The sequence below is a fragment of the Flavobacterium buctense genome (assembly GCF_014486695.1).
Classification (GTDB): Bacteria; Bacteroidota; Bacteroidia; order Flavobacteriales; family Flavobacteriaceae; genus Flavobacterium; species Flavobacterium buctense.
Map to the genome: position 1 here is coordinate 814,984 of NZ_JACTAB010000001.1, position 15,791 is coordinate 830,774.

Below are 15,791 nucleotides of genomic sequence, written 5' to 3' on the forward strand. Positions count from 1 at the left end.
ATTCGTAATTCGTAATTTGAAATTTATAATGTATTTACGTTATTTAAGTCGGCAAACGCTTGCTCTAATCGGGTGTTGAAAGTCACTTCCCCTTCACGAATCCATTTTCTTGGATCGTAGTGTTTTTTGTTAGGGGAATCAGCGCCTTCCGGACTTCCGATTTGGGTTCTTAAATAATCAATTTTTGAGACCATATAATCTCTGATGCCTTCCGTGAAAGCAAATTGTAAGTCGGTATCGATGTTCATTTTGATTACTCCATAAGAAATCGCTTCTCTGATTTCTTCCAAAGTAGAGCCAGAACCACCATGGAAAACAAAGTCAACCGGATTTGGTCCGGTATTGAATTTATTTTGAACATAATCTTGAGAGTTTTTCAATATTTTCGGAGTTAATTTTACGTTACCCGGTTTGTAAACCCCGTGTACGTTCCCAAAAGCTGCTGCTATGGTAAATTTTGGAGAGATTTTCATCAACTCTTCATAGGCATAAGCTACTTCTTCCGGTTGTGTGTATAATTTAGAACTATCTACATCTGAATTGTCAACGCCATCTTCTTCACCGCCTGTAATTCCTAACTCGATTTCCAAAGTCATGCCCATTTTGCTCATACGAGCTAAGTATTCTTTACAAATCTCGATGTTTTCTTCAATCGGCTCTTCCGATAAATCAATCATGTGTGAGGAGAATAAGGGTTTTCCGGTTTCAGCGAAATGTTTTTCAGAAGCATCTAATAAACCATCAATCCAAGGTAATAATTTTTTAGCACAATGGTCAGTATGCAAAATAACAGTTGCGCCATAAGTTTCTGCTAAAGTATGAATGTGTTTGGCTCCGGCAATTCCACCGGCAATGGCTGCTTTTTCACCTGCATTTGACAATCCTTTTCCGGCATTAAACTGAGCGCCACCATTTGAAAATTGGATGATAACCGGTGCATTTAATTTAGCAGCCGTTTCCAATACACCATTTATAGTGCTCGAACCGATTACGTTTACTGCAGGAAGAGCAAATCCCTTTTCTTTAGCATAATTAAAAATTGCTTGTACTTCATCTCCGGTAGCAACTCCTGGTTTGATATTGTGCGCCATTTTTTGTGTCGTTTTTAAGTTAATCCCGATTGTTCGGGTTACAAAAATAATAATTTCTAATTTTAGAAAGGATAATTTATTCCAATATTTAGAACGGATTTGTTAAAACGTAATTCTCTCAACCATCTTTCATTTTCTTCTAATGCCGGGTTATAGGTTTTAAACCCTAGATCCAATCGAATAATAAAAAAATTAAAGTCGTAACGGAAACCGAATCCGGTGCCGACCGCAATATTTTCAAGTGATTTTATACCGCTGAAAACAGATGGTTTATTGGTAGTGTTGTCTAACACGTTCCAAATATTTCCCACATCGGCAAAAAGCGCTCCATTTAATTGTTGGAAAATGTTAAACCTGAATTCGCTACTGAAAGTCAGTTTCATGTTGGCTTCATTAAAATCCAAAAAACTTCCGCTTGCTCCAGGTCCCAAACTATACGATTGCCAAGCTCTGATATCGTTGGTACCACCGGCAAAATAACTTCGAGAGAAAGGAATACTGTTTGAGTTTCCATAAGGAATGGCAATACCGCCAAAAGCTCTGAAAGCCAATATTTTTTTACGACTTAAATCCCAATGTTTAATGTATTCAAATTCAGTTTTGATGTATTGTGAAAATTCTACATCTAAAAAAGTGTTGGCGCCATTTTGATTTTGTAATTGTTCAGAAGCTTTAGCAATTAAGGCGAGTATATTTCCAGCGGATTCAACTTTAGCTTTAATGGCATAAAATTCATTGTCAAACAAATCCTTTTTGGAGGTTTTGGTAAAGGTAATATTAGAAGCAAAAATCAAGTTGTTTTCAATTAGTCTTTTCCTTCTTTCCATGATGCTTAAAAGTGATTTGGCATCGGTTATAGTGATCGGCACTTCTTGATTGGCAACATCAGTAACAAACCCAAGTACACCGTCTTCAATAATCAAATCATCATTGTCATTAAAATAGTCTGAATTTACAGTAGGATAACTTTGTGCAATTTCATTAATAGTATTGTAAGATGATTTGTAAATATTAAAGTAATTTGAAGGATTTAAATTTTTTACAAATTGGATGTTGAATAAATCAACTTTAAAAGTCATATTTCTTTTGGGCGTCCAATTATAGCTGAGTGAGCTCGTAAAGTTTTGCTTGTCCAATCCAATATTTGTCTGTTTTGAATAACCCACACTCATAGTGGTGTAGGGAATCATAGTTTTTGGAATAATTTTATCTGTTTTGAATGGAAAAAAGATGCGAGGAAAATTCAATTTAGCATCCACTCCAATTTCAGAAATATTAAAGAAAGTGTTATTTGGGTTGGCTAAATCTTTTGATGACCCAATATTACCTCTGAAACCTAATTCAAAAGTTTCAGCACCGTTAAAAACATTTCGAATAGCCAAAAAAGTATTTCCTGATATACCAAAATCCTGAATGTTGGAGTGGGTAAAGTCAGTAGAAAACCCGAAAGTGTATTTTTTTCTTGGAGTTAAATAAACATTGGCAATCAAACTGTTTTTCTCGTTTTTGTCTTCCACGTATTGGATTAACGGATAGTTGAAAACTTTCAGGTTACTCAAATATCTTGACGTCACTGAAGTTCTGAAATCTGAAAAATAATTGCCTTTGGTTACAAAAATTCCGTCAGTAAGTGCTTTGGGACGGTATTTTAATTTGTTGACACTGTACAAAGTGATGTCGTTATAAGTGATACTGTCTTGAATGGCAGCGTTAGGGTTGGTTGGACTGTGGTCAGTAAAAATATTTACTTTACTGATTTTATACAATTCGAAAGGTTTGGTTTGGATGCTGTCTTCAAACCGAATGCTTTCATCCTCGATTATTAAAGTCACATTAGGGTTGTATTTTCTGCCTATGGTATCAATATCAAAGTTAACATAATTCTGTTGGAACCGAAAAGCACCATTGTTTCTAAAGTCCTCGGTAATGCGTTTTTTTTCTTCGTTAAAATTGCTTGTTTCGTAACGCTGACCTGACTTTATGTATGAATTTCTTTTTCTCAATTCGAACATAGAGTCTAAAGGCTTACTTGAAATATTAGCGGTAATGCTATCCAAAATGTAAGGTTTGCCAGTATTGATATTGTATTTTAGTTTGACTTTTTTAGGGTCAAGGCTGTCTATTTTATATTGAGCTGTTACGTCAAAATAACCTCGATTATAATAATAGGACTTCAATCGGCGAATTGATTTTTTTGTACTAGACGTGTCCAATATCACAGGTGCTTCTCCGGTTTTTCTCAAAAAATTATCAAGACCTGAATACAAGAAAGATTCTCCTAATCGTTTGACTTGTTTTTTTGAAAGCCATTTGGCTTTTCGGTAATAACGCTTAGGGTTTTTAATCATTTTGTCTCTGAACAACGAATCTGATTTTGGTTTTGCCAAATTATAAAGATTCAAACGCAGACGATAGCCTAATAGTGAGCTGTTCTGTTTTTGATAGAGCTGATTCGTGATTTCTTCACCATTGTCTTTTTTGTCATCAATATAAATGTCATTTTTGGTCAGTAGTCTTTTTCCATCAGGAACCCTTTTTGTAGAGTTACAACCAAAGATAATTAGTCCGGTTAGAATAAATAGTGATATTTTTGTGATACTCTTTTTCAAGTGGTGTGAAATATTTAATTCAAAAATACAGTATTTTATGGTTAGTAAAAACCAAATAAAATTAATTACCAGTCTTCAACATAAAAAATACCGAAACGAGCATCAATTGTTTATAGCCGAAGGCGTAAAAGTAATACAGGAATTGTTACTATCAAATATTGTGCTCGAACATTTATTTGTTACCGAAGCTGTTTTTGAAAAGATTGCACTTTCGCATAAAACACTCATAAATGAAGGAGAAATGAAAAGAATTTCGGCCTTGACTTCACCAAGTTCTTGTTTGGCAATTTTTAAAATTCCAAAAGAAGTTAAGGTAGAAGAGAAAGGATTAATTGTAGCTTTAGATGATATTAGAGATCCCGGAAATTTAGGAACGATTATCCGTCTTTGCGATTGGTTTGGGATAAAGCAATTGCTTTGTTCTAATGAAACGGTTGATGTGTATAACCCAAAAGTGATTCAAGCCACGATGGGTTCTATTACTAGGGTAAATATTAATTATGTAGATTTAAATGCATTTATTTCTACTACTTCACTACCGGTTTTCGGCACTTTTATGGATGGAAAGAATATCTATAAAGAAAGGCTGCCGGCACAAGGTATTTTAGTATTTGGTAATGAAGCCAATGGTATTTCAGCAACTTTAGAAAAAAGCATTGAAAACAGAATTGCCATTCCGAGATTTGGAGATATTCAAAAAACAGAAAGTTTGAATGTAGCTACAGCTACGGCTATATTTTTAAGCGAATTTAGGAGAAACGCTTAATGAAAAGTAAAGTTAATTAAAACCGCACGGGTTTTCAACGATTCAATATTGCCTGTCCATGGACTGTTTGGGTCATCATCACGAATTAACTCATCGTTAAACCCAAAAACACCTCGAATAGAAGGAGAAAATTTGAAATATTCAAAATACAAATCAATGCCAAAACCAAAGGTATAATTTTGAGTCCAAGGTTTTACTCTAAACTTTTGTTCCGAGTTGTCATCTTTTGATTTAGAATTACTCGATAAGTTCAACGTACTTCCAACGCCTCCAAGCAAATAAGGTCTGACGTTTCCGGTTCGTAAAGACATAAATTTAAGCATCAGCGGAAAATCGATGTACGTTGCTTTTACTTCTCTTAGTGCATCTCTTTCTTGGGTAAATCCGGAATAAGTTAGTGTTCTGCTAGCATAATACAACCCCGGTTCGAAACGCAATTCTAAATATTCGTGTAATCGTAACACACCAACCAAACCTACATTAAAGCCGCTATTCCCTTTTACATCAATGTCTTGTCCCGGTACTTTATAATCGGTTTTGAAATCAAAGGTGCTAAAACCTAAAAAATAACCCCAATAGACTCTTTGTTTGTCAAAGTTTTCCAAATTGATAATAGGGTCTTTCGAAAAGATACTTGTCCCAAATTGTGCTTGAGCATTTAGGGAAAAGAGTATAAAAAGGACAATTATTTTTTTCATGCTAAGGCTGAAAATTCATTTTTATTATTTTGTGGCGGTGTAAATGGTGGCTACTCCAAAAGTTTGTGGCATGGCATTACATTCTTTAAACGAAATTTTTCGCAAAATATTGTTTAAGGCTTCGCCAAAAGGAAAATTTGCCGCAGATTCAGACAGATAGCCATACGCCTTGTTGTCTTTAGAAAACAATTTCCCTATTAATGGCAGAATGAATTTAGTGTAAAAACCATAACCTTGCTTGAAAGGAAATTTCGTAGGAACCGAAGTCTCTAAAATCACAAAAATTCCATTTGGTTTTAAAACTCTATAAATTTCGGCCAAACCTTTTTCCAACGTTTCAAAATTTCTGATGCCAAAAGAAACTGTAATCGCGTCAAAATAATTATCAGGATAAGGAATGTTTTCACTGTCGCCAACGACCATTTCTATTTTGTCTGCCAGATTTTTATCGAGAATTTTTTTCTTACCTACTTCAAGCATGCCAACAGATAAATCCAAACCAATAATTTTTTTAGCAGCAGTTGATTCGGCCATCATGATCGCTAAATCTCCTGTTCCGGTGGCAATGTCAAGGGCATTTTCGGGGTTTTTAGCTTTAACCAATTCGATTACTTTCTTACGCCATTTGACATCAATTCCCATTGAAATAACTCTGTTCAACCCATCATATTCTCCGGAAATGGTGTCAAACATTTGGGTGACTTGTTCTTTTTTACCTAATGTTGATTCTTTATAAGGTGTTATTTGCTTTGACATTCTCGAATTTTTGACAAATATAAGCCAATATTTTAATTGCGATAAAGCATATCGTTTTCTTTAAGAATTGTGGAACTAATTATTGTTTTCGAACAAAGGTTTGAAAAGTAAAATCGAATTCGTGTCGGTCGTCTTTAGGATGGAATTCTTCAAAAACCAATTGCCATTCTTTTAAATCAATCTCAGGAAAATAAGTATCGGCTTCAAAAGAATGATGTACCCGTGTGATGTCAACTTTATCTGCAATGGCGATTGATTGTTTGTAGATTTGACCGCCGCCAATGACAAAAATGTCTTCTTCTTTAGGGCAAACTTCAATGGCTTTCTCTAAAGAATCAACTACTATACAGCCTTCAGGTTTGTAGTCTTTTTGACGAGAGATGATTATATGGGTTCTATTGGGCAAAGGTTTTGGAAAACTTTCAAATGTTTTTCTACCCATAATAATATAATGACCGGAAGTCAGTGTTTTGAATCTTTTAAAATCATCTGGTAAATGCCAAAGCAGTTGGTTGTCTTTGCCCAATGCATTGTTTTCCGACACAGCGGCTATAAGTGTTATCATTATTTTGTAGGGTTTGAATTTTCCAAGTCGTTTTTGAGTTGTTCAATTTTTTTGGATTGTTTGAGCATCAACTTGTCTATTTGGGCTCTTTCCCAGTTTTTATTCATAAAACTATCAGTGAAAAGTACTTTGATAACATGAAAAACGAACAGACAACACCAAATCACTACTATCCATATCCACCAATTGGTTTCGTCGTGATAGTTTAATAAATGATTCGCAGTAAATAAAAACATGCTGCCAATGCAAAGCACAATAAAGTGCTGAAACAAACGCTTTTTTTGGTTGATTCTGTTCCTGGCGTATTCGTATAATTCGTGTTGGTTGCTCTCCATAAGACGAAATTTGTGCATTAAAGGTAAAATTTATTTTTAAAATAGTACAATCCCTTTTTGTAATAATGTATTACGAAACCGATTTCTTAATTACAGATGTAAAATTTTAATGCTTTTAAATTGTAAATCTTCTTTTTATTTGGCTATGTTTTTAGCAATGTCATAAAAATAATTGAGCGTGTAAAAGATATAAAAAAATCACTTTACTTTGCCTCAGTAATCTATAAATGAATTAGTTATGGCTATCAAAAAACAAGTTATAAAAACAAAACCGGTTGTTAAAGTTACCTTTTCAATCGAAGCAAAAGAAGCAAATACTGCAGCAGTAATAGGAGATTTCAACAATTGGAATCCGGCTGAAGGCGAATTATCTAAATTGAAAAACGGAACATTCAAAGCAACTTTTGATTTACCAAAAGACAACTCATTTGAGTTTAAATATTTAGTGGATGGTTCTTATGTAAACGATCCTGAGGCAGACAGTTATGCATATAACGAATTTGCCGGCGCAGAAAATAGTGTGTTAGCACTATAGGTTTTAGTTTTGGTTAGAAGAAAAAATCCGTCTCGATTTCGAGACGGATTTTTTTATAGGATAACCCGATTTATTGTTCTGCGGTTATAGTAATGGGTATCGTGTAATGTACACGGACGATTCGACCTCTGTATTTTCCGGGTTCCCAATCCGGATAAGATTCAATCAAACGAATGGCTTCGTTATCAAGCTCTTCTCCGGCACTTTTAAGCACTTTTATGTCACTGATAGTTCCGTTTTTTTCAACAATAAAAGACAATACTATTTTCCCACTTTGTCTCTCTGTTTTTTTTGTAAATCTGAACTTTTTGCCAATGTATTTATAGAAGTGTTCGTATCCTTTTCGAGGTTTTGCACTTTCCCTAACCGAGGTGTAGCTTTGTTCATTTGACACGCTGTCCATAGAAACGCCTTTGATTAGTTTCCCGTTTTCGTAATCCTCTTCAAACTTGATTTTAAATCTTTTATCAACGCCTTCCCATTTGCCGATTCTTAATCCGTTTTGAAGTTTTCCTTTTTCATAACAATGGTTTTCTTCACCTTCAAAATAACCATTGCCATCGATAACCTTTTGAACATTATTAATGTCCCAAAATTGGAGAATTCTAACCGTTGAGATTAACTCGTTTTTTTCTTTAAAATAATCTTTAACGTATTTTTTATTCCCATTTTCATACCAAGCCGTTTGATTTCCTGCTATAGAACCTTTATCGGAATAATACTCTTCTTTTCTATTTCCATTTTCAAAATAGGTAGTAATAAATCCGTTTTGGAGGATGGATTTATTGGAACGTGTGTTTCCCTCTATATAAACTTTTCCGGATTTGTAAAAAGTTTTAAATTTATATTCTTCTTTGTTGGTATTTTCGTCTTCAATAATTCTGTAATAAGGGCTATCCGAGTTTTCGGTTTCTTTAAATAAGGAATCTAAATAAACTCTTCTGTCTTCAGAATTTTGGGCATAAAAAAGATTTGAAAATAATATAAACAGGAAGTATAACTTTTTCATAGACAATAACATTAAACCGCAACTATACCCTTTATATGCGGATGCGGATCATAATCTACTAACGTAAAATCTTCAAAAGTAAAATCGAAAATATTTTTCACTTCCGGATTTAAAATCATTTTTGGTAATGGTCTTGGTTCGCGCGACAATTGTAATTCTACTTGTTCGAAATGGTTATTATAAATGTGTGCATCGCCAAAAGTGTGAATAAATTCTCCAACTTGTAACTCACAAACCTGAGCAATCATCATGGTAAACAAAGCATAAGAAGCAATGTTAAAAGGAACGCCTAAGAAAATATCAGCACTTCTTTGGTACAACTGACAGGACAATTTTCCATCGGCTACATAAAACTGAAAGAATGCGTGACATGGCGGTAAAGCCGCTTTGCCATTGGCCACATTTTCGGCAAATGATTTAGAAGTATCCGGCAATACTGAAGGATTCCAAGCGGAAACCAACATACGGCGGCTGTTTGGGTTTTTCTTTAAGGTTTCGATTAACTCCGTGATTTGATCGATTTCTTCGCTGTTCCAATTGCGCCATTGGTGACCGTAAACCGGACCTAAATCGCCATTTTCATCGGCCCATTCGTCCCAAATTTTTACGCCGTTTTCTTTGAGGTAAGCAATATTAGTATCGCCTTTTAAGAACCAAAGCAATTCATAAACAATCGATTTTAAATGCAGTTTTTTGGTCGTCACCATGGGGAAACCTTCATTTAAATCAAAGCGCATTTGGTAGCCAAAAACACTTTTGGTTCCCGTTCCGGTTCTGTCTCCTTTTTGGCAACCGTTTTCCAAAACGTGTCGCACTAAATCATGGTACTGCTTCATGGGTTTTAGTATAAATTATAAATTCTGAATTATAAATTATTAGCAATCCATTTAAAATTTATCATTCAAAATTTAAAATAATTTTTAGCTTTCTCTTTTCGAAATTTCGTCTCTAATCTTCGCTGCCTTTTCGTAATCTTCGTCCTGAACGGCTTTTTCCAATGATTCGTGCAGTTCGGAAAGACTCATGCTAACATAAATATCGCCTGCTTTACCTTCGCTGTCCAATCCGAAAGTTTCCGGTGTAGATAATACGCCTTCATCTTCGATGTTTTGATTTTCGAGGTCGGTTGGATTGGTGTTGAGGTAAATTCCGGCTTTGTCTAAGATGTTTTTATAGGTAAAAATTGGTGCGTTGAATCGAAGTGCCAAAGCAATAGCGTCTGAAGTTCGGGCATCGATAATTTCCTCTATTTTGTCGCGTTCGCAAATGATACTCGAGTAAAAAACACCGTCAACTAATTTGTGGATGATGACTTGTTTAACTACGATATCGAATCTATCGGCGAAACTTTTGAATAAATCGTGGGTTAAAGGTCGTGGCGGTTTGATTTCTTTTTCCAAAGCAATAGCTATGGATTGTGCTTCGAAAGCGCCAATGACAATAGGTAATTTTCTTTCGCCGTCTACTTCATTTAAAATCAGGGCATAAGCACCGTTTTGCGTTTGGCTATAAGAAATTCCTTTTATGGTTAGTTTTACTAAACTCATTTAGATTTTAGATTTCTGATATTAGATTTTAGATTTCAGAATTGAAATAAATAGTCGAAAAAGTTTCCAAAAGTTCAATACAATTCCCCTCTTAGCCCTGACAGTAACGTAAAGCTCCCGATTCATCGGGACTTGCAGTGTATGGCAGGAATATGGACTGCAAAGTAACAAAAACTTTTCGCTTCTAAAAATGGAAAGCACAAAAAAAGAGTCGCTAAAAAATAAAGTTTTCAACGACTCTTGGAATGAATTAATAACGGTTTATGCGTTTTGCGCTTTAAACTCTTTTAGTTTTTGTGTCAAACGGGGTAAAATGTCAAAGGCATCACCAACGATTCCGTAATCTGCTACTTTGAAGAAAGGTGCTTCGGCATCACTGTTGATTACTACTTTTACTTTAGAAGAGTTGATTCCGGCAATGTGTTGAATGGCTCCGGAAATGCCCACGGCTATGTATAAATTGGTCGCTACCGGTTTTCCGGTTTGGCCTACGTGTTCGCTGTGAGGTCTCCAACCTAAATCAGAAACAGGTTTCGAGCATGCAGTTGCAGCACCAAGAACTGAAGCTAAATCTTCAATTAATCCCCAATTTTCCGGACCTTTTAAACCACGTCCGCCGGATACTACAACATCGGCATCGGCAATGGTTACTTTGCCTGAAGATTTTTCTACTGATTCTACTTTTACATTAAAATCGGCGTCGTTTAAGTTGGGGGCGAAATCTTCTTCGGTAGCTGAAGCAGCGCTTTCTACTAAACCATAAGAGTTTTTGGCTAAGCTTAATACTTTAACTTCTGTTGAGATTTCAGTGATGTTAAACGCTTTGTTTGAAAACGCATTTCTTTTTACTTGGAAAGGTGTAGTGCTCAATGGCAATCCCACTACATTCGAAGCAAATCCGGCGTCTAAACCAACGGCTACCAATGGCGCCATGTATAAACTGTCGGTAGTAGAAGAAAGCAAAATGACTTTCGCACCTTCTTTTTGCGCGGCTTGTTTCACTACGTCAGCATAGGCTTTTGCATTAAAGTTGGCTAATTTGTCGTTAGATACTTTTAATACTTTGTCTACACCGTATTTTGATAAATCGGATACATTACCGGCGTTAACTGTTACAGCGGTTACGGTTGTTCCCAGTGATTCGGCTACATTTTTCGCATATGACGCCAATTCAAAAGCTACTTTTTTGAATTTTCCGTCGGCCGATTCTGCGTATATTAATAATGACATAATTTTTATTATTTTGAATGTTGAATTATAAATTTTAAATGACTTTTAATTCATCATTTAAAATTCAAAATTTAAAATTAAATTACTTTTGCTTCGTTGTGTAAGGCATTTACCAATCCGTCCAAATCATCAGCAGAGAATAATTTTACCGCAGATTTTGGCGCCGGTTTTTCAAATTTTACGGCTTTTGTATTTATATTGGCTCCAACAGGTTCCAACACCGTTAATACTTTGGTTCTGGCGGTCATGATACCACGCATGTTTGGAATGCGCAGGTCTTTTTCTTCTACTAATCCTTTTTGGCCTCCAATAACTAAAGGTAAAGAAGCGGCAATCGTTTCTTTTCCACCGTCAATTTCACGGGCTGCTTTGGCTGAGTTTCCGTCGATAGTCAATTCGGTACAAGAATTTACAAAGTTGTAATTCAATAATCCGGCTAACATTCCCGGAACCATTCCGCCGTTGTAATCCAAAGATTCTTTTCCGCAGATTACTAAATCGTAAGCGCCATTTTTTACTACTTCTGCTAATTGTTTCGCCACAAAAAACCCGTCAGTAGGCGTAGCGTTTACACGAATCGCTTCATTAGCACCTATCGCTAATGCTTTTCTTAAGGTTGGTTCAGTATCGGCACCGCCAACATTTACGACAGTTACATTCGCGCCTTGTTGTTCTTGGAACCAAATCGCTCTGGTTAACCCGAACTCGTCATTAGGGTTGATTACGAATTGCACCCCATTGGTGTCAAATTCAGAATCACCGTTCACGAAGTTGATTTTTGAAGTAGTATCAGGCACATGACTGATGCAAACTAATATTTTCATTGCAATATTTATTTAGTGATTTTTTCTGAGCGTAAAAGTATAAAATATATTTCTAATTTTTATATGCATGCATATAAATTTTTCAATTTTCAATCGATTTCGTAAGAGATGAAAAACAAGCTTGCTTCGAAGACTTGTTAATAGGCTATTAATTAAGGGCAAGAAATGTTTTTTAATCATTTTTAATTTTTATTTTTGCCTTTCAAAATTATGGACAGTAACACAATCATATATGAGAACGATACAATTTAGAGAAGCGATTGCCGAAGCGATGAGTGAAGAAATGCGTCGCGATGAATCAGTCTATTTAATGGGAGAAGAAGTAGCCGAATACAACGGTGCTTATAAAGCCTCTAAAGGAATGTTGGACGAATTTGGACCCAAAAGAGTAATTGATACACCAATTGCAGAGCTAGGTTTTGCCGGAATTGCCGTTGGTTCAGCAATGAACGGTTGTCGTCCGATTGTAGAATACATGACATTCAACTTCTCATTGGTTGGTATTGATCAAATCATCAACAACGCTGCTAAAATGCGTCAAATGTCGGCCGGACAATTCCCAATGCCGATGGTTTTCCGCGGTCCAACGGCTTCAGCCGGACAATTAGGAGCAACACACTCTCAAGCTTTTGAAAACTGGTTTGCCAATACACCGGGTTTGAAAGTTGTAGTACCATCAACAGTTTATGATGCCAAAGGTTTGTTGAAAGCCGCCATTCGCGATAATGATCCGGTGATTTTCATGGAATCAGAGCAAATGTACGGTGACAAAGGCGAAGTGCCGGAAGAAGAATACACGATTCCATTAGGAGTAGCCGATATTAAAAGAGAAGGAACTGATGTAACCATCGTTTCTTTTGGAAAAATCATCAAAGAAGCATTTATTGCAGCAGACGAATTAGCGAAAGAAGGTATTTCTTGTGAAATCATCGACTTGAGAACGGTTCGTCCAATGGATTATGATGCGATTATCAATTCGGTTAAAAAAACAAACCGATTGGTTGTTTTAGAAGAAGCTTGGCCATTTGCCAGTGTGGCTTCTGAAATAACTTATATGGTTCAGGAAAGAGCGTTCGATTATTTAGATGCCCCAATTCAAAGAATCACAACGGCAGACACGCCAGCGCCTTATTCACCAACCTTATTAAAAGAATGGTTGCCAAATGCCGAAGATGTGGTTAAAGCTGTCAAAAAAGTAACTTATAAATAGATTGTTAGATCGTTAGATGTTTAGATTGTTAGAAAATTCAATCCAAAAATCTAATAATCCAGAAATCTAATAATCTAAATACTTATATTTGAAACTTCATCCTACTAAATAAGATGGAGTTTTTTTTTGCCCATGAAAAAGATATTTGCACTATTTATTTTTCTTTTAACTTACAGTCTTTCGGCCCAAACTAAAGTCAGCGGAATTGTTGTCGATAATTCCAATGAACCTATCCCTTATGCTAATATTGTTTTTAAAGGCTCTCAAGTTGGGGTAGTTTCCAATGAAGACGGAAGATTTTACATTGAATCTCCCGAGACTTATACCGCTTTGATTGTTTCCTTTGTAGGGTTTCCCGATAAAGAAGTCAAGTTACCGAAATTGGTTAATTACGATTTTAAAATTGTGTTGACCGAAGGAAACGCTTTAAAAGAAGTCAAAATATTTGCCGGTAAAACGTCTAAGAAAAATAATCCAGCGCTTGATATTTTAAGGAAAATTTGGGAACGCAGAAGAAAGAACGGGCTAAAAATGTTCAAGCAATACCAATACGAAAAGTATGAGAAAGTAGAGTTTGATATGAACACTATCGACAGCGCTTTTATGAAAAGCAAAATTTTTAAAGGCATGGAGTTTGTCTTCAAAAACATCGATACTTCCAGCGTTACCGGAAAAACCTATTTGCCTATTTTTATCAACGAATCACTCTCTGATTTTTATGGTGATAATGAAGCCAAAAAAACCAAAGAAATCCTCAAAGCAAATAAAAATTCAGGTTTAGGAAATGGCGATGGCGTGAATATGTTTATCAAAGATTTGTACAACGATTTTGACATTTATGACAACTATTTAAACTTCTTTGACAAGAGTTTCGTGAGTCCGTTATCGCGCACCGGAATTGACGTTTATAATTATGTTTTAACCGATACCGCGTTCATCGACAACAAGTGGTGTTACAATATCGTGTTTTATCCGAGACGTAAAAACGAGTTGACTTTTAAAGGAGATTTTTGGGTAAACGATTCCACTTTTGCCATCAAAACCATCAATATGGCGGTGACGAAAAGTGCCAACATCAACTGGGTAAAAGACATTTATATCGAACAAGAATTTGAAGTGTTGAACGATTCTGTTTTCTTGCCAACCCGTGATTATATGATGTCCGATTTCGCTTTGCGCAAAAAAGAAGAATCCAAAGGTGTTTATGGCAAAAGAACCACTTTGTACCGCAATTTTAAATTTGACGAAAAGAAACCGGAGAAGTTCTACAAAGAGGAAGTCAATTTTATCGATAATGAAGTCTACGCCAAAACCGATGAATATTGGGAAGAAAATCGTTTTGAAAAACTCAATAAAGATGAGCAGAAAATCTATGAAATGATTGATACGCTCAAAACGGTTAAGAAATTTAAACGACTTTACAGTTTGGTTTCCATTTTAGGAAGTGGTTATATCGAAATTCCGAAATGGCATTTGGATTATGGACCGATTTTTTCCACCGTTGGATTCAATGAAGTGGAAGGTTGGCGTTTGAGAGCCGGCGGAAGAACTTATTTCGGGCCGAATGATACTTGGCGTTTGCAAGGCTACACTGCTTACGGATTTGAAGACAATAAATTCAAATATGGTGCGTCAGGAAAATGGATGATTGACAAAAAAAACCGAATTATTCTTTCGGGAGGAAATAGGCGTGATGTGGAGCAAATAGGTGCGAGTTTGACCACAACCAATGATGTTTTAGGTAGAAGTTATGCTTCGTCCGGATTGTTTACGACTGGCGCTAATGGGAAGTTGACTAATATCAATTTGACTTCGCTTGCCGCAGAAATCGAACCGGTGAAAAACTTAACCTTCCAACTCGGATTTACCTATCGAACGTTAGAATCAGCTTCGGATACTTTTAGTTTGAATTACTATACCGATGATACTTTTACTACCACAGCCAGTGAAGTAAAACAATCAGAGTTGAACTTACAGGTGGAATATACGCCGAAGCGAAAAACCATTGGTTACGGAGTAGAAAGAAGAGAAGTTGACAGTCCGTACAGCCGTTTCTTTATCAACTATAGTCAAGGTTTCAAAGGATTAATCAGTAGCGACTTTGACTATCAGAAAATCCAATTGTACTACAAACAACCCATTGTTATAGGGCCATTAGGCCGTTCTAATTTCACAATGGAATTAGGGAAAACCTTTGGTCAAATTCCGCTAGGTTTAATGAGTGTGGTTCCGGGGAATCAAACTTATTTTATCATACAAAATACCTTCAGCAATTTGAATTTCTACGAATTTGTAGCCGATGAATATGCTACTCTTCAATGGGAGCACAATTTCAACGGGAAAATATTTGCTCGAATTCCGGGATTGCGAAAATTAAATCTGCGCGAAATTGTGGGTGTCAGAGGTGTTTACGGAACCATTTCCGATGAAAATCGTGCCATAAATGCTTCCGGATTACTATACAAAGCGCCTGAAAAACCGTATTGGGAATACAGCGCCGGTATTGGTAATATTTTCAAAGTATTCCGTTTGGATTTTGCATGGAGAGGCAACTACAGAAACTTACCGGATACCGATAATTTTACCATCAAAGGTTCGTTCGGATTCTATTTCTAA

Annotated in this window: 15 protein-coding genes; 4 read left to right on the plus strand and 11 right to left on the minus strand. The window is 35.9% G+C overall.

All coding sequences use genetic code 11. The annotated features are described in order from the left end of the window. Nucleotides 1-23 precede the first annotated feature (23 nt). A complete protein-coding gene (fbaA, locus tag ICG50_RS03590) occupies nucleotides 24-1,091 on the minus strand; it encodes a class II fructose-bisphosphate aldolase (RefSeq protein ID WP_187659526.1) in 1,068 nt (355 codons plus the stop codon). 62 nt (nucleotides 1,092-1,153) lie between these two features. After that, nucleotides 1,154-3,700, minus strand: a complete 2,547-nt coding sequence (gene tamL / locus ICG50_RS03595; protein ID WP_187659527.1) for a translocation and assembly module lipoprotein TamL — start codon at nucleotides 3,698-3,700, stop codon at nucleotides 1,154-1,156. Between the two features lie 37 nt (nucleotides 3,701-3,737). Here tamL and ICG50_RS03600 point away from each other — a divergent pair, with 37 nt between their 5' ends. Further along, entirely contained in the window at nucleotides 3,738-4,466 is a 729-nt protein-coding gene (locus ICG50_RS03600) for a TrmH family RNA methyltransferase (protein ID WP_187659528.1), read from the plus strand. On the opposite strand, the gene porT is transcribed toward ICG50_RS03600, so the two are convergent. From porT to ICG50_RS03620, 4 genes are all read right to left on the minus strand, one after another. After that, a complete protein-coding gene (gene porT / locus ICG50_RS03605) occupies nucleotides 4,463-5,164 on the minus strand; it encodes a type IX secretion/gliding motility protein PorT/SprT (RefSeq protein WP_187659529.1) in 702 nt (233 codons plus the stop codon). The two genes, ICG50_RS03600 and porT, sit on opposite strands and share 4 nt — an antisense overlap. Nucleotides 5,165-5,188: 24 nt before the next feature. Beyond that, complete coding sequence (gene ubiE / locus ICG50_RS03610) at nucleotides 5,189-5,920, minus strand: bifunctional demethylmenaquinone methyltransferase/2-methoxy-6-polyprenyl-1,4-benzoquinol methylase UbiE (protein WP_187659530.1); 732 nt, start codon at nucleotides 5,918-5,920, stop codon at nucleotides 5,189-5,191. Nucleotides 5,921-5,999: 79 nt separating this feature from the next. Then, on the minus strand, nucleotides 6,000-6,485 hold the full coding sequence (locus tag ICG50_RS03615; RefSeq protein WP_187659531.1) for a dihydrofolate reductase: 486 nt from the start codon (nucleotides 6,483-6,485) through the stop codon (nucleotides 6,000-6,002). Next, nucleotides 6,485-6,820, minus strand: a complete 336-nt coding sequence (locus ICG50_RS03620) for a 2TM domain-containing protein (RefSeq protein WP_187659532.1) — start codon at nucleotides 6,818-6,820, stop codon at nucleotides 6,485-6,487. The genes ICG50_RS03615 and ICG50_RS03620 overlap by 1 nt, the downstream gene beginning before the upstream one ends. A 238-nt stretch (nucleotides 6,821-7,058) precedes the next feature. On the opposite strand from ICG50_RS03620, the gene ICG50_RS03625 reads away from it, so the two are divergent. Further along, entirely contained in the window at nucleotides 7,059-7,355 is a 297-nt protein-coding gene (locus ICG50_RS03625) for an isoamylase early set domain-containing protein (RefSeq protein WP_187659533.1), read from the plus strand. A gap of 70 nt (nucleotides 7,356-7,425) precedes the next feature. Here the strand turns inward: ICG50_RS03625 and ICG50_RS03630 are convergent, their stop codons facing one another. From ICG50_RS03630 to ICG50_RS03650, 5 genes are all read right to left on the minus strand, one after another. Beyond that, on the minus strand, nucleotides 7,426-8,364 hold the full coding sequence (locus ICG50_RS03630; RefSeq protein ID WP_187659534.1) for an energy transducer TonB: 939 nt from the start codon (nucleotides 8,362-8,364) through the stop codon (nucleotides 7,426-7,428). An 11-nt stretch (nucleotides 8,365-8,375) separates the two neighbouring features. Next, nucleotides 8,376-9,200 carry a thymidylate synthase gene (locus tag ICG50_RS03635; protein WP_187659535.1) on the minus strand — a complete coding sequence of 275 codons (825 nt, stop codon included), beginning with the start codon at nucleotides 9,198-9,200 and terminating at the stop codon, nucleotides 8,376-8,378. Nucleotides 9,201-9,284: 84 nt separating this feature from the next. Further along, nucleotides 9,285-9,911: a bifunctional nuclease family protein gene (locus ICG50_RS03640; protein WP_187659536.1), complete on the minus strand. Its 627-nt coding sequence runs from the start codon at nucleotides 9,909-9,911 to the stop codon at nucleotides 9,285-9,287. A gap of 261 nt (nucleotides 9,912-10,172) precedes the next feature. Next, a complete protein-coding gene (locus ICG50_RS03645) occupies nucleotides 10,173-11,141 on the minus strand; it encodes an electron transfer flavoprotein subunit alpha/FixB family protein (RefSeq protein ID WP_187659537.1) in 969 nt (322 codons plus the stop codon). Between the two features lie 77 nt (nucleotides 11,142-11,218). Then, entirely contained in the window at nucleotides 11,219-11,965 is a 747-nt protein-coding gene (locus ICG50_RS03650) for an electron transfer flavoprotein subunit beta/FixA family protein (protein ID WP_187659538.1), read from the minus strand. 232 nt (nucleotides 11,966-12,197) lie between these two features. On the opposite strand from ICG50_RS03650, the gene ICG50_RS03655 reads away from it, so the two are divergent. Further along, on the plus strand, nucleotides 12,198-13,175 hold the full coding sequence (locus ICG50_RS03655; protein ID WP_187659539.1) for a pyruvate dehydrogenase complex E1 component subunit beta: 978 nt from the start codon (nucleotides 12,198-12,200) through the stop codon (nucleotides 13,173-13,175). 132 nt (nucleotides 13,176-13,307) lie between these two features. Then, a complete protein-coding gene (locus tag ICG50_RS03660; RefSeq protein WP_187659540.1) occupies nucleotides 13,308-15,791 on the plus strand; it encodes a DUF5686 and carboxypeptidase-like regulatory domain-containing protein in 2,484 nt (827 codons plus the stop codon).

Bases quoted from the DNA above. Each gene is read 5' to 3' on its own strand.
- ICG50_RS03655 (WP_187659539.1), top strand. From the start codon at position 12,198: ATGAGAACGATACAATTTAGAGAAGCGATTGCCGAAGCGATGAGTGAA.
- ICG50_RS03635 (WP_187659535.1), bottom strand. From the start codon at position 9,200: ATGAAGCAGTACCATGATTTAGTGCGACACGTTTTGGAAAACGGTTGC.
- ICG50_RS03615 (WP_187659531.1), bottom strand. From the start codon at position 6,485: ATGATAACACTTATAGCCGCTGTGTCGGAAAACAATGCATTGGGCAAA.
- ubiE (WP_187659530.1), bottom strand. From the start codon at position 5,920: ATGTCAAAGCAAATAACACCTTATAAAGAATCAACATTAGGTAAAAAA.
- ICG50_RS03645 (WP_187659537.1), bottom strand. From the start codon at position 11,141: ATGTCATTATTAATATACGCAGAATCGGCCGACGGAAAATTCAAAAAA.
- ICG50_RS03630 (WP_187659534.1), bottom strand. From the start codon at position 8,364: ATGAAAAAGTTATACTTCCTGTTTATATTATTTTCAAATCTTTTTTAT.
- porT (WP_187659529.1), bottom strand. From the start codon at position 5,164: ATGAAAAAAATAATTGTCCTTTTTATACTCTTTTCCCTAAATGCTCAA.
- ICG50_RS03650 (WP_187659538.1), bottom strand. From the start codon at position 11,965: ATGAAAATATTAGTTTGCATCAGTCATGTGCCTGATACTACTTCAAAA.
- ICG50_RS03660 (WP_187659540.1), top strand. From the start codon at position 13,308: ATGAAAAAGATATTTGCACTATTTATTTTTCTTTTAACTTACAGTCTT.
- ICG50_RS03620 (WP_187659532.1), bottom strand. From the start codon at position 6,820: ATGGAGAGCAACCAACACGAATTATACGAATACGCCAGGAACAGAATC.
- fbaA (WP_187659526.1), bottom strand. From the start codon at position 1,091: ATGGCGCACAATATCAAACCAGGAGTTGCTACCGGAGATGAAGTACAA.
- ICG50_RS03625 (WP_187659533.1), top strand. From the start codon at position 7,059: ATGGCTATCAAAAAACAAGTTATAAAAACAAAACCGGTTGTTAAAGTT.
- ICG50_RS03600 (WP_187659528.1), top strand. From the start codon at position 3,738: ATGGTTAGTAAAAACCAAATAAAATTAATTACCAGTCTTCAACATAAA.
- ICG50_RS03640 (WP_187659536.1), bottom strand. From the start codon at position 9,911: ATGAGTTTAGTAAAACTAACCATAAAAGGAATTTCTTATAGCCAAACG.